The organism is Metallibacterium sp. (genome assembly GCF_054637675.1).
This window is the reverse complement of record NZ_JBTSRB010000011.1, coordinates 1-15194: the sequence shown is the minus strand read 5'-3', so window position 1 is coordinate 15194 and position 15194 is coordinate 1. Positions and strand designations below refer to the sequence as shown.

At 65.5% G+C, this 15194-nt stretch carries 9 protein-coding genes; 2 read left to right on the top strand and 7 right to left on the bottom strand.

All coding sequences use genetic code 11. The features are described from left to right. Nucleotides 1-18: 18 nt before the first annotated feature. From ACYDAT_RS05650 to ACYDAT_RS05620, 7 genes are all read right to left on the bottom strand, one after another. Entirely contained in the window at nucleotides 19-1425 is a 1407-nt protein-coding gene (locus ACYDAT_RS05650) for a sigma-54-dependent transcriptional regulator (RefSeq protein ID WP_461448942.1), read from the bottom strand. A 21-nt stretch (nucleotides 1426-1446) separates the two neighbouring features. Further along, nucleotides 1447-3867, bottom strand: coding sequence for an ABC transporter permease (locus ACYDAT_RS05645; RefSeq protein WP_461448940.1), 2421 nt, complete (start codon nucleotides 3865-3867; stop codon nucleotides 1447-1449). A gap of 18 nt (nucleotides 3868-3885) precedes the next feature. Next, complete coding sequence (locus tag ACYDAT_RS05640) at nucleotides 3886-4731, bottom strand: CPBP family glutamic-type intramembrane protease (protein WP_461448938.1); 846 nt, start codon at nucleotides 4729-4731, stop codon at nucleotides 3886-3888. Between the two features lie 179 nt (nucleotides 4732-4910). Continuing rightward, nucleotides 4911-7328, bottom strand: a complete 2418-nt coding sequence (locus ACYDAT_RS05635) for an ABC transporter permease (protein ID WP_461448936.1) — start codon at nucleotides 7326-7328, stop codon at nucleotides 4911-4913. 31 nt (nucleotides 7329-7359) lie between these two features. Further along, nucleotides 7360-9765, bottom strand: coding sequence for an ABC transporter permease (locus ACYDAT_RS05630; RefSeq protein WP_461448934.1), 2406 nt, complete (start codon nucleotides 9763-9765; stop codon nucleotides 7360-7362). Beyond that, the gene (locus ACYDAT_RS05625; protein WP_461448932.1) at nucleotides 9762-10526 is read right to left on the bottom strand and encodes an ABC transporter ATP-binding protein; all 765 of its coding nucleotides are present in this window, start codon (nucleotides 10524-10526) and stop codon (nucleotides 9762-9764) included. Before ACYDAT_RS05625 ends, ACYDAT_RS05630 begins: the two co-directional genes overlap by 4 nt. A 31-nt stretch (nucleotides 10527-10557) precedes the next feature. Continuing rightward, a complete protein-coding gene (locus ACYDAT_RS05620) occupies nucleotides 10558-11811 on the bottom strand; it encodes an efflux RND transporter periplasmic adaptor subunit (RefSeq protein WP_461448930.1) in 1254 nt (417 codons plus the stop codon). A 326-nt stretch (nucleotides 11812-12137) separates the two neighbouring features. On the opposite strand from ACYDAT_RS05620, the gene ACYDAT_RS05615 reads away from it, so the two are divergent. Then, nucleotides 12138-14429, top strand: a complete 2292-nt coding sequence (locus tag ACYDAT_RS05615) for an Ig-like domain-containing protein (protein ID WP_461448928.1) — start codon at nucleotides 12138-12140, stop codon at nucleotides 14427-14429. Nucleotides 14430-14498: 69 nt separating this feature from the next. Continuing rightward, on the top strand, nucleotides 14499-15194 hold a 696-nt coding region (locus tag ACYDAT_RS05610), incomplete at its 3' end, for an outer membrane beta-barrel protein (protein WP_461448926.1).

The window sequence follows — 15194 nt, the reverse complement described above, 5'->3', positions numbered from 1 at the left end:
CGCGACGTGCGCGCGGGTTCATTTGCTGCCGGTGGCATCGTCGGCATCACGCAGGCCGTGTTTTTCCATGCGCCGATACAGCGCTTGACGGGTGATGCCCAGCGCATCCGCGGCGGCCTGCAGATTGTCCGCATGGCGTTCGAGCGCGCGCCGCACCAGCCAGGCCTCGCCCTGTTCCAGCGTCATGTGCTCGACGGCAGCGCCGGCGGCGGCCGCCGTGCCCAGCGCCAGCGCGGCGGCATCGACCACGCCGGCCGGGCACAACAGCGCCGCGCGCTCCATCACGTGGCGCAGCTCGCGCACATTGCCCGGCCACGCATACGCCAGCAGCGCGCGCTCGGCGTCCATGGCCAGGCGCATGTCCGTGCGCTGATGGCGTTGCGCGCTGGCGGCGAGAAAACTGCGCGCCATCGGCACGATGTCCTCGCGGCGTTCGCGCAGCGGCGGCAGATGCAGCTCGACGGTGTTGAGGCGGTACAGCAAATCCTTGCGGAAGCGCCCCGCGGCCACCGCCGCGGCCAGATCGGCATTGGTCGCCGCGATCAGGCGCACGTCCGCATGCTGCGTGCGCGAGGAACCCAGACGTTCGAACTCGCCATCCTCCAGCACGCGCAACAGCTTGGCCTGCTGCGCCGGCGGGATATTGCCCACCTCGTCGAGAAACAGCGTGCCACCGTCGGCCAGCTCGAAGCGGCCGATGCGCTCACTGCGCGCGTCGGTGTAGGCGCCGCGCACGTGGCCGAACATCTCCGACTCGAACACGCTTTCGGCGATGCCGCCCATGTTGACCTTGATGAACGCCCGCTCCGCGCGCGTCGAGCGCGCGTGCAACTGCTGCGCGATCACGCCCTTGCCGGTGCCGTTCTCGCCCAGCACCAGCACGTTGGCGTCGCTGGGCGCGATGCGCGCCAGCATGTCCAGCAGCTTGCGCATCGCCGGCGATTCGGCGACGAAGCCCGGCATGGCATCGCCGCGCAGCAGCGCGTTCTCGGCCTCCAGCCGGCGCTGACGGCGCGCGGCCTCGCCCAGCGCGATCTGCGCGCGCAGCACCGCCAGCAGACGCGCGTTGTCCCAGGGTTTCTCGATGAAATCGCTGGCACCGCGGCGCATCGCCTCGACCACCAGCGGCACGCTGCTCCATGCCGTCATCACCACGATGGGCAACTCCGGCGCCTGCTCGCGCAGCCGCGCCAGCAGGCCCAGGCCTTCCGCGCCCGAGGTCGTGTCGCGGGTGTAGTTCAGGTCGATCAGCGCGCAGGCCAGTTCGCGGCCGCGCGCGGCGTCCAGCGCCGCCTGCGCGCCCTCGGCGGCAATGCTGGCGATGCCCTCGGACTTGAGCAGCAGGCGCAACGCCGCGCGCACATCGGCCTGATCATCGGCGATCAGCACCGTGGCTTCGTGGGCGCGCGGCGGGCGTGGCGTCATGGCCGCAGTGTAACGGCGACGTCAGTCATCGCTCAGCGCCGCCACCGGCGGCGTGTGCGCCGCGCGCAGGGCGGGGGCGAGGCAGGCCAGCAAGGCGGCGCTGAGCAACAGCGCCAACGCCAGCGCGGCGACCGCCGCAGCCTGGGCATCGACGTGGGCCACGGTGCTGGTCAGCAGATGCTGCACGGTCCGGGTTGCGGCCCAGCCCAGCGCCAGGCCGAGCCCGACGCCGATGACGACCAGGCGCATCCCCTGTCGCAGCACATGCAAGATCAACCGTGTGGGGTCGGCGCCCAGCGCTCCGCGCACGCCCCATTCACAGCGCCGCGCCTGCGTGGCCACGTTGACCACGGCGTACAGCCCCAGGCTGGCCAGCAGCAGCGCAACCACGGCCAGTGCTCCCATGATCTCGGCGATCACGCGGATGGGCGCAAAGAAGTTGCGTACACGCTCGCTCAGGGGTCGCGCATGCTGCACCGCCAACTGCGGCGCCACGGCCTGCACGGCTTGGCGCATGGCAGCGGCATAAGTTGTCGGCGATCCGGATGCCGCCGCCTCGAAATGCAGCCGGTTGATCAGCGATAGCAGTAGCTTGGGAGGCACCTGCGCCATCGGCACGTACAGTGTCGGCAGGGTCGGATAGGCGAGGCCAAAGGTCTTGATGTCGCCGAGCACGCCAACCACGGTGACGGACTCATCCGGCAGGCCATAGCCGCGCAGGTCCAGCGTCACCTGTTGGCCCAACGGATCGCCGCGCAGGTGCGCACGCACGAAGGCCTTGTTGACCAACGCCACCGGCGCGCTGCCCATGTGGTCGGTGTCATCGAACACACGCCCTCGCTGCAACGCGACGCCGAGGGCCTGCAGGACATCGCCGGCAACGAATTGATAGCTGACAGCGACGGGTTTCGGGTTGTCGCTGTGCAAACGGATTTGGGTGTAAGAGCCGATCGGCGACGTGTTGAGCACGCCCACCCGCCGCACGCCGGGGATGGCACGCATGCGCGCGATCACCTGCCGGGCCAGCGTGTTCAGGGTTTGCGCATCGGGGTATAGCGACGCCGGCGGCGTGATCGTGGTGCTGATGACGTGGTCCGCGTCGATGCCCAGCTTGGCCTGCGCCAGCACTTGCTGGCTGCGCGCGAACAGCAGCGCCACCATCAGCAGCGTCATGCCCAGCGCCGCCTGCAACACCACCAGCACGCGGCTGAGCCGGCTGGCGCCCACCGTCTGCCCACTGCGCCCGCCGCCGACCAATTCGCGCACGGCTTGGCTGCTGCGCGCACGCCACAGCGCCAACAGGCTGGCGGCCAGCATCACCAGCAGCCCGACGGTCGCGCTCAGCACGAATACGCCTGGCGTCAGATGCACGCCCGGCACGAAGGCGAACCACTCGGGCCGCATCAGCGTGGCATTGGCCCAGAGCAGCGCCAGTTGCGCGATGCCCAGCGCCATCGTAATGCCCAGCACCGCGATCAGCAGGCCCTCACCCAGCATCGGCAGCGCCATGCGCGGCAGGGATGCGCCCAGCGCGTTGCGGATGGCGTGCACGTGGCCGCGCAGCACCGCGCGCTGCAGCATCAGGTTGGTCACGTTGACCGCTGCCAGCAGCAGCACGGCCAGCGTACAGATCATGATGATGCCGAAAATGCCGATGTCATTGATCGTCCAGTTGGCAGCCAGCAGCATGGTCTCGAGGTGCGCGGGTTCGGGCTGGCTCTCGCCGTGAGCTTGCAGCCAGTGCTGCAAGCGCTCGTTGATCTGCACGCCGGCCTGACGCACGCCGACGTGCGCATGCAAACGCGCGAAAACCGAAAGATCCCACTTCTGTTCGATAGCTTGATGGAGGTTGGCTGGTACCAGCAGATCGAACGGCACGATCCAGCGATAATTCTTGGGCAGCACGCCGATGATGGCGTAGGAGTGACCATCCAATTGCAGCATGCTGCCCAGCACGGCATCACGGCTGGCGTAGCGCTGCCGCCAGAACCCATAGGTCAGGATCACCGCGCGCGGCCCGTTGCGCAGCATCTCCGAGGCGCTGAAATTGCGCCCCAGCGCCAGACGCACGCCCAGTGTCGGCAGATAGCTCTGGCCGACCCCCAGCGTCGTCACCGGCGCGGGTGGCTTGCCCGGCGACGCCATGTTAGCCGCCGATGTTCCGGTCCAATAAGCGACTGACTGCAGCGCCGGCAGATCATGCAATGCGCCATACCAGCGCGCGGGCACGATCAATTCGGGGCCTTTCCCGATCGAGACCAGACGGTTCGGCTGCGCAAACGGCGGCGGCGCCAACACCAGCGTATTCACCAGCGCGAACATCGCCACCGACAGCCCCAGACCGAGCGCCAGCGTCAGCCCCGCCAGCAGCACGAAGCCGGGCCGGCGCAGGCTGGCGCGCCAGCTCTGCCATAGTTCGCGGAATACGACAGTGAGATTCATGTTGCCACCTTTCAAGCCCTACCATTGCCGGCGCAAGACCCGCCATACAACGACGAGTCCATAGGCCACGATCAGCGCGACAAGCACCAGAAATAGCCCAGTCAGCGCCGTACGCAACGTGCTGGCTTGAGGTGTAGCCACATACAGCCAGGAGGCGAACACCACCAGTGCATCGAAGGCAAGATGTGTGGCAATGCTCCAGCGCAAACCGAAGGCCACGCGCACGTAGGCCAGCCCGACGCCAATCAGAAACTGCGGCAGCGCCAGAACGAAGCCCCACCACTCCAGATGATTGGAATAGACCGCAGCGTGTGCAGCGCCGAACACGATGCAGGAAACCCAGAATACCCAAACGCCATGCCTGCGAAACAAGGTCAGTACCTGCTCGCGTGCGTAGCGGTATAGCAACAGGCTGATGATTCCTGCCGGCAGCAGCGGCCACAAGGCCGCGAAATAATGAGCAATGGCCAACGCAGCGGGCACGTGTGCCATGTTCATGCGCACCGCGAAGTACACGTAGCTGAGGAAGAACGTCAGCCCTATGAATACCGATTTCGGCGCAGTGGACAGAAACGCACGGAAGCCGAGTTCCTCAAGGATCGGTGCTGCGAGCACCACGGCGGCGGCTGACCACGAGGCATGCGTGGTCAGATAGTTCTGAGCGCTGTTCGGTGGGATCCTCCAGCCGAAAAGGTGTATGAGCGCGCCATCCACTTGCCCACCCGCGAAGCCGAGCAGTAGCAGGAGGCACAACCAGCCCAGCCATGGCCAGAGCGTCAGTCGCCCCGACGCGTGTTCATTCAGCACCGGCCTGCGCAGGAAGCGCAGTAGCGGCGTGGGCTTGATCATGGATGTGTCGTTCATTGTTCAATTCCTTTGGATGCAATCGTGGTCTGGGTGATACGGGATTGGGAAAACACTCAATAGCTGGCGCTGCAATCAATTCAACGCCATGGCGAGAAGCCGGATCGCCAGAGTTCCCTGAAGACCACGCCGAGATTCATGGCTACATCGCTCCGATGGAGGCGCAAGTTGCGCCCGGATCAACGCGCGCTTTCATTGAGGCTCACCGTGGGCGATGTGCGTGCGGCGCGCAGGGCAGGGGCGAGCGTGGCGAGCAAGCCGGTGGCGATAAGCACCAGCCAGGTCAGCAGCATCGCGGTGGGGTTCAAGCCGCTGAGTCCGAGCAGGAATGAGTGCGCGGTCATGCCCAGCAATATGGCGATCACGCTGCCGACCACCAGGCCGATGGCCAGCGGGCGCAGGCCGGCGCGCAGGATCAGCGCAAACAGCGCGCGCGGCGAGGCGCCCAGCGCGGCACGCACACCAAACTCGCGGGTGCGCGCGTTGACGCCCACGCGCATCACCGCGTACAGGCCAAGACCGGCCAGCAGCAAGGCCAGCAGGCCGGCCGTCGCGATGATGTCGGACAGCATGCCCAGCAAGGCCAGCATGCCCGGCATCTGTGCGCTGGGCGGCAGCAGCCGGGCGACGGCCAACGCGGGCGCCACCTCGTGGACCTTGGCGCGCACGCTGGCGGCGCTCAGCGTGTTGCCGGCGTGCATGCGCAGCAGAAAATGCAGCCCCTCGCTGTAAGCCAGCGCACTGTGCGGATCAATGGGCAGGGGCACGAACACCACCGGGCTCGGGGCCTGGCCCGGAGCGTGGGCGTTCGCGGTCACGCCGACGATCTGCAAGAACTTCGTGCTGCCTTTTTTGGGTGAAATGCCGAGCATCTGGCCGAGCGCCGCATCGTGCAGGTAGTGCTTGACAAAGGCGGCATTGACCATGGCCACCGCGGCGCCGTCATGGAAATCGGCGCGATCGAACGGCCGCCCGCGCAACAGCGTCAGGCGCAGCGCTTGCAGATAGTCAGGGCTGACTGCGCGCATGGAGACTGTGGCTGTGTGTCCATCCGGCAATTGGAATGCATCCATGCGGGTGTCGTTATGCAAGGGCAGGTCGCTGGCGGCAGCCGTTGCGACGCCCGGGATCGAACGCAGCGCGGTGCTGATCCGCGCGGCCAGCGTCGCCAGACTTTGCCGATCCGGATACAACTGCCGCGGTGGCAGCACATGGAAGCTGTAAACGCCGCGTGTGTCATAACCCGTGGCCATGTGCCCCTGGCGCCATGCCGCCTGTGCCAGCAGCAGCGCCACGCCGACCAGACTGGTGGCGAGCACCGCCTGCACCACGACCAGAATCCGATTGAGCCGCGAGGCGCGCGCGTCCTGGCCGCTGTGCAGACCCTGCACGGCCGCGGCGCTCGCGCCCAGCGCGTGCGCGCGGCGCGCGCCCGTGATCGCGCCGACGCTGGTGATCAGCAGCGCGATGAAGATGGCGAGCACGACCATGTTGCCGGTCAGTGTGACGTGGCTTGACCCCATGAAGCCGATGTCTGCCAGATGCGCGGCCAGTGCGCGCAGCAGCAGATCACTGGCCAGCAAGCCCGCAGTGCAGCCGATGACGACGATCAACAGGCCGTCGGCCAACGCCGTCAGCAGCAGGCGCCAGGCGGATGCGCCCATCGCCGTGCGGATCGTCAATTGATGCCGCTGTTGCTGCGCACGCAGCAACATCAGGTTGATCACATTGCTGCCCGTCAGCAGCAGCAAGGCTGCGGTCACCAGACCCATCAACACTCCGATCCCGAACGAACCGGGACGCATGGAACGCAGCAGCGGTTGCGCGACGAAGGAGTGCTTGTCGACGTGATGCTTGCCCTGCCGAGCGAAAAACAGGCGCATGCGCAAAGCGGCTTCCGCGCTGAGCTGCTGGAAGCTGGTGTTGGCTTCGAGCCGCGCGATCGCGGTCAGGTCGTTGTCACGCGCCAGCCCGGGTGCGGCGCGCAGGGGCAGCAGCAGTTGCACGCTGGCAAAGCTCAAGTTCGGAAAGGACTTGGGTAGCACGCCGACGATGCGCGCGGGCTGTCCATTGATGCTCAGGTTCTTGCCGATGACAGCGCGGCTGCCGCCGAAGTGCTGCAGCCAGAAACCGTAACCGATGATGACCGCGCGTGGCCCATGCGGGTCATCCTCGGCGGCGGTGAAGTAACGCCCCAGGGCCATTGGCATGGCTAGCGTGGCCAGATATCCGCGATCGACGCGCTGCGCATTCACCAGCAGCGGAAAGCGGCCGGCGCTCACATTGACCTGATTGAAAAAGGTCTGCACGCCGATCGAGGCAATGCCAGGCAAGGTATGCAGTTGCTCGTATTGTTCCAGCGAGATCGAGGTGTACTGCCCCGGCGCGTGGCTTGGGCCGATATAGGCAAGACGATCCGCTTGCGGTGCCGCGAGCTGCGGTGGGCTGATTATTGTTGCAAGGAAAACACCCAGCAGCGGCGCGCACAGGGCCACGCCCAAGGCCAGCGCCAGCCCGGTGAGCAGCACGAAGCCCGGCCGGCGCAAGCTGGCGCGCCAGGATTGCCAAAGTTCGCGAGCGATCACTTGGGCATTCATCTTGGCTTGCTCCTGGTCAGGGTGACGGTGCTCACTGCGCGGCTTCGTTCAATACGACATTGGGTTGTGTGCGCGCTGCGCGCAATGCCGGCAAGAGTGCCGCCAGTACGCCCATTGCCAGCAACACCAGCCAGGTGATCGCCAGGCTCCACGGTTGCAGCCAACTGGAACCCAGCGAAAGCAATAGCGCACGCGCCAGCAGGCCCAGCAGGATCGCCAGCGCACTGCCCAGCATCAGGCCGACCAGCGTTCTCAGCATTGCGCCGCGCAGCACCAGCAGCATCAGACCGAACGGCGATGCGCCCAATGCCATGCGCATGCCGAACTCGCGCACACGCGATCCGGTTGCCGAACTGGTGACGGCGTACAGGCCGATCCCGGCCAGAACCATCGTTGTGAAGGCCAATGCGATCGCCACCTGCGCCAGGGCCTGCAACAACAGCAACCGATAGGGCGCATCGCTGGATAATGGGCGCCAATCAGCCACGGCCAGCATCGGCGCCACCGCGTGGACTTTGCCTGCAACAGTCGACACGGGCAGCGCAATACCGGGTCGCATGCGCACGATGAAATACAATGAGGAGCCAGTCAGGGCGCCGCTCGCCTTGCTGGTGGCAGCGTCGATCGGTATCCACAGCATCGGTTCATGCTGGCGCTGGTTGGTATAAGTGTCGCCGACCACGCCAGCCACGGAAATGCCGGTCTTGTTCTTGCCGCTGCCCAACTCGATGGTTTGGCCAATGGACTTGCCGTGCAGGTAACGGTTGACGAAGGCTTGGTTGGCCCACGCCAAAGGCTGCGCCTGCCCAGTAGGCACATTGGGCACTTGTCCCTGCAATACGGGAATGCGCAGGGCCTTGGCGTAGTCGCCACTGAAGAAACGCATCCGCGGGTAAAACGGTTTCCCGCTTGGCAATCGCGCCACGCCCTCGAATACGCTGCCGAACCACGCCATGTCGCTGGCAGCGGCGGTTTCGACACCGGGGATGGCATGCAGCGCGTCAAGCACCTGCCGCAGCAACTGCAACCGGCTGCGCGTATCGGGGTACTGCATCTTGGTCGGCATGATGTGAAACTGGTAAACATCGCGCGTGTTGTAGCCACCCGGCACGTGCGCTGCGCGATAGGCCGCGCTGGCAAACAGCACGCCAATGCCGACCAGCGCGGTCGCCAGCACTGTCTGCGCGATGACCAGCGCGTGGCCGGAGCGTGTGGCCCCGGGATCGGCGCCCGCACCGGCGCCGTGCAGCGTGCCCAGCGCTTTGCCGAGGTGGCGCACACGCAGGGTAGCCAACAGCGCACCAATGATGGTGACCAGCAGCGCAAGCGGCGCGACGATCCACCACGTCGTGGCCCAGCCAGCCAGCTCGGGTGATTGCAGCCTCATGAGCAAGGTGATCTGTGTCTGCAGCAGGTGGGCGACCACGCGACCGACCATCACACCAGCAGTGGCGCCGAGCAATACGATCAGTACGCCTTCGCCCCAGGCACCGACCAGCAGGCGAGTAACCGGCGCACCCAGAGCCGCACGCAGGGCCAGGTTTTGTCGTGTCTGCTGCGCGCGCGTCAGCATCAGATTGGTCAAATTGCCGACGACGACCAGCACCAGGGTCCCGGCTGACAGCAATAACAGCAGCGACAACCCGGGCAAGGTGCCATTGACCGCCTGAGCGAATGGCCAGCAGTAAAATGGTGGCTGTTGCGTTCGCGATGCCCCGGTCTGTGGCTTCAGGGTGTTGAAGCGCACCGTGGCGAGCGCTGCAAGCTGCGCGGGCACGGTTCCTCGGCGCAGCCGTACCACCGGCAGTAGGCTGCCGGTCGCGTCATCCGCAGCATCCAGTCGTAGCGGCAGCACGACCGCGGCCCGATTGATCTGCGGAAAATGCCGTGGCAGCACGCCGACGATCGGCACCGCGTGGCCGTTGACCTGCAGATCGTGGCCCACGACCTGACCGCCGCCCAGGCGCTGCTGCCAGAATCTATAGCTCACGATCACCGCTGGCGGTCCGTGCGGCTGGTCCTCGGCCGCGCTGAAGTAGCGGCCTTGCACCATGCGAGTGCCCAGCGTGATCAGATAGTCACGGTCCGCCCGCAGCGACTGCACCAGTTGCAACTTCCCACCGCTGCCGGCATTGACGCTGGACGATGCGGTACTGAACAGTCCGCTCGAGGCAATGCCGGGCAGCCTGCGCAGGACTTGGTAGTCACGGTAATACATCGGTGACCAGCTTCCGGGCGGGGCCCGGGAAAGCAGCATCAGTTGTTGTGCTTGCGGCGCGTCGAGCGGTGTATGCAGACGCATCAGCACTTCCACCAGCGGTGTGGCGAAGCCGATGCCCAGCGCCAGCGTCAGCCCCGCCAGCAGCACGAAGCCCGGCCGGCGCAAGCTGGCGCGCCAGGATTGCCAGAGTTCGCGCAGCAGCACGCCCGCGTTCATGGCTGCATGCCTGGATCCAGATTCACCATCGATTCGAGGCGCGCTTCGTCTTCGCGGGTGAGGCGCTGGAAGCTGTCCTCATCGACGATGCGGCCGTCGAACAGACGCACGCTGCGTTGCGCCAGCGCGGCGTAGCGCGCGTCGTGGGTGACCATGCAGATGGTCGAGCCCTTGCGGTGCAGCTCGCTGAGCAGTTGCATCACCGCGTCGCCGTTGCGCGAATCGAGGTTGCCGGTGGGCTCGTCCGCCAGCAGGATGGCGGGCTGGCCGACCAGCGCGCGCGCCACCGCCACGCGCTGCTGCTGGCCGCCGGAAAGTTGCGAAGGATAGTGGCGCAGACGGTGCGCCATGCCGACTTGCTCCAGCGCTTCCTGCACGCGGCGGCGGCGCTCGGCACGCGCGATGCCACTGCGGTAGGTCAGCGGCAGCTCGACGTTTTCCTCGACGCTGAGATCGCCGATCAGGTTGAACGCCTGGAAGATGAAACCAATCTCGGCGTTGCGCAGGCGCGCGCGCTGGCGCAGGCCCAGCATGGCCACGGCGTGGCCGTTGAGTGCGTAGCTGCCGGCGCTGGGTACATCAAGCAATCCCAGGATCGACAGCAGTGTGGTCTTGCCGCAACCGGACGGCCCGGTGATGCACACGAACTCGCCCTTGCGGATGTCCAGGTGCACGTCGCTGAGCGCGTGCGTTTCCACCTCGTCGGTCTGAAACACCTTGCGTACATCGCGCAGCGTGATCACGGATGCGGTGGCTGTCATGGCGGACTCCTGTGGCGTGGGAAGTGGTGTGTCATTCGATGCGAATGCGGTTGTATTTGTCCCACACGCTGGTGTCGGACAGGATCACTTGGTCACCGGCGGCGAGGCCCTTGAGGATTTGCACGCGGTCGATCGATGCCGCGCCCAGTTGCACCGGCACGCGCGTGGCGGTGTCGCCACCCGGGCCGAGGCGGAACAGCGAGATGGTGGCATCGGATTGCCCCAGCGCGGGGCGTCCCACCCACAGCACGTTGTCCAGGCGCATGACGCGGATGCGGCCCTCGACCGAGAGATCGGGCCGTGCGCCGGGCGGCAGCGTGCCGCGCAGATCGACCTCGATGCGCACGCTGCCCTGCTGCACAGCGGGATCGATACGCGCGACGTCTCCGGTGACGACGCCGTTGTGCGTATCGACCGCCACCGGCATGTCCAGCGCCACGTCCTTGGCCTGCACCTCGGGCACTTGCAGGCGCGCCATCAGGCTGCGTGTATCGGCCACGCGCGCCAGGTTGGCACCGGCGGCGACCTGCTGGCCTTCCTGGACCGGGATTTCCTGCACCACGCCGGCGAGGCCGGCGCGCACCGTGAGCGCGGCGAGCTGGCGCTGGCGCAGCGCCAGATTGCTGCGCTGCTGTCGTAACGCCGCCTGCGTCGCGGCGAGCTGCGCGCGGATGTTGCTGCCGAACACGGCGACGCGCTGCTGCTCGATCTGCTCGCGGTAGCCGAGCTGCTTGAGTGCGATGACACTTTGCTTGTACTGCACCATCGGGATGATGCCCTTGGCCGCCACCGTGGCGTCGGCGTCCACCTTGATCTTGGCCGAGGCATAGGCCGCGCGCGCGGCGGCCAGCGCGGCGCGCTCGTCCAGCAACTGCGATTGCAGCGACGTGCGCTTGGCGGCCAGGTCGGCCTCGGCCTCGGCCACGCCGGCTTGCGCGCTGCTCAGGCGATCCTGCACCTCGGGGTTGCTCAGCCGCATCAACACCGTGGCGGGCGTAACCGTGGCGCCGGGGCGCACCAGGATGTGATCAACCTCGGCGCCGGACGCGGCGGCGATCCAGCGGCTGAGCCTGGGCACCAGCACGCCATCGGCGCGCACGTGGATGGTCAGATCGCCGCGCCGCACCGTGCCGATCCACAGGTTGGCGCGCTGCGCCGTTGGCAGCGCCGGACCGAGTCGCGCGATGCCGATGGTCAGCACCAGCACGAGCAGCGCGCTGGCGCTGCCCGCGATCCACAGGCGATGGCGCTTCTGCTTCTTCAGCGCGAGGTTCTGGAAATCCATGCCGGGCCAATCGCAAGGTTTGTGCCATGCGTTGGCGTTGACACGAGCGCCAAACAATCAGCAGGTTGCAGCAAGCAGTGCTTGGCACGAGCGCGTGACAGCGTCCGCAATCGGACGGCGCGCTGCAAAAGCGGATGCGTGGCGCGTGCTTCGCAGCGACTGCCGCATGTATGTACGCCACCGTACAGACTCGAAGCCGGCACATGGAGATCATTCAGCACGATGAAGTTTCGCGCTGTGCGATTTGCTGAGCGTCGGTGTACGTGCCGACCAAGGTTGGTCGTTGATGCCGGTGGTTTTCTGGATCAGATGGAGAGGATGGGCAAATGAACGAATTCAAGAGTTCCAGATACCTGCAGATGTTCATGGCCTTGATGCTGAGCGCCTTGCTGGCAGGATGCAGTGGTGGAGGCAGCCAAGGACGTGCCCCGATTCTCGGCGCGGGTGGCACGGCTGCGCTCGCTCCGACGGTGACCGCCGTTACCCCAGCCAACAACGCCACCGGCGTAGCGACCAGCAACCCCGTCATTGCCGCCTCTTTCAGTGAACCGATGGCGCCGATCACTGGCGCAGCAAGTTTCACGGTGACCTGTGCCGCGTCCTGCACCAGTCCCACGGGGACCGTGGCGCTTGACACCAGCAACACGGTGGCCACCTTTACCCTCACGCCCGGAACCACCCTTCAGCCCCTTACCCTCTATACCGCCACGATCACCGGGGCCACCAGTCTCGCCACGGGCCTCCCCTTGGCGAGCCCTTACGTCTGGACCTTTACCACGGGTATTGCCCCAACGGTGACCGCCGTCGCTCCAGTCAACAACGCCACCGGCGTGACGACCAACAACACCATCATTACCGCCGCCTTCAGCGAGCCGATGGCGCCGATCACTGGCGCAGCAAGTTTCACGGTGACCTGTGCCGCGTCCTGCACCAGTCCCACCGGGACCGTGACGCTCAATGCTAGCAACACGATTGCCACCTATACCCTCACGTCCGGGACAACCCTCCAACCCAGCACCCTGTATACCGCCACGGTCACCGCGGCCCAAAGCATCAGCGGCCTCGCCATGGTGAGTCCTTACGTCTGGACCTTTACCACGGGTGTGGCGCCGGACACGACCCGGCCCAGAGTGGCGTCCACCGTACCGACCACGACCACTCCAGGTCCGACGACGGGCGTGCCAACCAATACGGCAATCACTGCCGTGTTCACTGAAGAGATGGCCCCTGCAACGATCACCGGGACATCCTTTACGCTGACAGGGCCGGGCACAACCGCCGTGGCCGGCACGGTGAGTTACACGGTTGGCACCGCGACTGCGACCTTCACGCCAACCGCAGCGCTTGCCGCCGGCACGACCTACACCGCCACGATTACCTCCGCGGCCACGGATGTGGCCGGCAATGCACTGGCGGGCAATCAGGCATCCTTGCCCGCGGCAAGCAATTACGTCTGGACCTTTACCACCGCAACCGCAGTCGCATCGTCAGATGTCTCGGTGCTGTCCACGATCCCTGTCGCTGGCGCCTCCGCTGTGTGTCCCAACGCGACCATCAACGCGACCTTCAACGTACCCTCGGGTTTGCGGATGGACCCGACCACGGTCAACTCGGCGACTTTTACCGTGACGGGGCCGGCACCTGCCTCGACTCCCGTCACAGCCGGATCGGTGGTTCTTGATGGCGCCACAGGCACCATTGCGACCTTTACGCCGCTCAACGCACTGACCGCCGGCGTGACTTATACGGCCACGATCAAAGGTGGCGCCAACGGGGTCAAGGATCTTGCAATCCCAGCCAATGGGATGGCCAGTGACTTCGTATGGACCTTTACCGTTGGTTCCGCGACAGGGAATTGCCTGGCGCCGGTAGCTCTTGGATCGGCAACGACGTTCGGTGATTTTGGTGGGTCCGCCGGAATGACCAATCAGGGCACGCTTACCGTGGTCAATGGTGACATCGGGACTACCGCTGTCTCTACCGCAGTGACTGGATTCCACGATGCCGGTCCGCAGTGCATTTATACGCAAACGCCGCTTAATATCGGAACCGTCAATGGCACGATCTACACAGCGCCGCCGCCGCCGACTGTTGGCTGTCCGACTGAAGGAACATCGGCCACCTTGGCGATCGCAACGCAGGCCCGCGCTGACGCGTTGACCGCCTATAACGCGCTGGTGGCAATGCCGGGCGGACCCGATCCGGGCGCTGGCAACTTGGCCAACCTCGTGCTCACTCCCGGCGTTTACACAGCCGCCGCGGGTTCGTTCATGATCCAGGGCGGCAACCTGACCCTCAACGCCCAAGGCAACGCGAATGCCGTGTGGGTGTTCCAGATGGCGACCTCTCTTACCGTGGGCGGCCCGGGTGCGGCATTCCCGCAAAGCATCATTTTGGAGAATGGGGCCCAAGCGAAGAACGTCTTTTGGCAGGTCGGCAGCGCCGCGACGATCAACGCAGGCGGAGGCGGGACCATGGTGGGAACGATCATCTCCCAGTCGGGTGTCACCATCTCCACAGCGGGCAATGCCGCGATAACAACCTTGAACGGCAGGGCAATATCCTTGGGTGCTTCAGTTACGATCGTGAATACGGTCATTAATGTACCGGCTCCATGAGTCTTGAGGTATTTGATCTACCGTAATTCATACCATTATCTGAGACGGTCAATCCTCAGGGAGAAGAACATGAAAATATCAAGAGCTCCATGGATGCTGAGTTTGGCGATACTCGCTGTAATCGCCAGCCCATTCGCGATGGCGGACAGTACAGGCTGGTACGTTGGCGCCAACATTGGCCAGACTAGGGCGACAATTGACAATGCGAGAATTACCAACGGTCTCCTGGAAAGTGGTTTTGCCACGACCTCAATGTCGGATCGTGACCGCAACACGGGGTTCAAGTTTTTCGGGGGCTACCAGTTCAACAAGTATTTTGCCCTTGAAGGCGGTTACTTCGATCTGGGGAAGTTCGGCTTCACTTCGATGACGCTGCCACCGGGTTCGCTGAACGGAAACATTCGGCTGCGCGGTCTTGATTTTGACGCCGTCGGCTTTCTTCCGATCACTGAAAAGTTGTCGGCGTTTGGCCGAGTCGGATTGATCTACGCCCAGGCCAGGGACAGTTTCACCGGGACCGGCGCGGTCAACGTACTCGTCCCCCATCCCAGTCAGCGCGCTACAAACTACGAGTTTGGCGTTGGACTGCAGTACGAGCTCACTCAAGCGCTCGGGATGCGGCTTGAGGCGGAGCGCTACCGAATCAGCGATGCCGTCGGCAACAAGGGAGATGTTGATCTACTCTCGGTCGGCCTGATCTATCGGTTCGGCGGCGAAACGCCGCCGCCGCCGCCGCCGCCGGCTGCAGCGCCGCCGCCGCCGCCG

Bases quoted from the DNA above. Each gene is read 5' to 3' on its own strand.
- ACYDAT_RS05650 (WP_461448942.1), bottom strand. From the start codon at position 1,425: ATGACGCCACGCCCGCCGCGCGCCCACGAAGCCACGGTGCTGATCGCC.
- ACYDAT_RS05625 (WP_461448932.1), bottom strand. From the start codon at position 10,526: ATGACAGCCACCGCATCCGTGATCACGCTGCGCGATGTACGCAAGGTG.
- ACYDAT_RS05615 (WP_461448928.1), top strand. From the start codon at position 12,138: ATGAACGAATTCAAGAGTTCCAGATACCTGCAGATGTTCATGGCCTTG.
- ACYDAT_RS05640 (WP_461448938.1), bottom strand. From the start codon at position 4,731: ATGAACGACACATCCATGATCAAGCCCACGCCGCTACTGCGCTTCCTG.
- ACYDAT_RS05630 (WP_461448934.1), bottom strand. From the start codon at position 9,765: ATGAACGCGGGCGTGCTGCTGCGCGAACTCTGGCAATCCTGGCGCGCC.
- ACYDAT_RS05635 (WP_461448936.1), bottom strand. From the start codon at position 7,328: ATGAATGCCCAAGTGATCGCTCGCGAACTTTGGCAATCCTGGCGCGCC.
- ACYDAT_RS05645 (WP_461448940.1), bottom strand. From the start codon at position 3,867: ATGAATCTCACTGTCGTATTCCGCGAACTATGGCAGAGCTGGCGCGCC.
- ACYDAT_RS05620 (WP_461448930.1), bottom strand. From the start codon at position 11,811: ATGGATTTCCAGAACCTCGCGCTGAAGAAGCAGAAGCGCCATCGCCTG.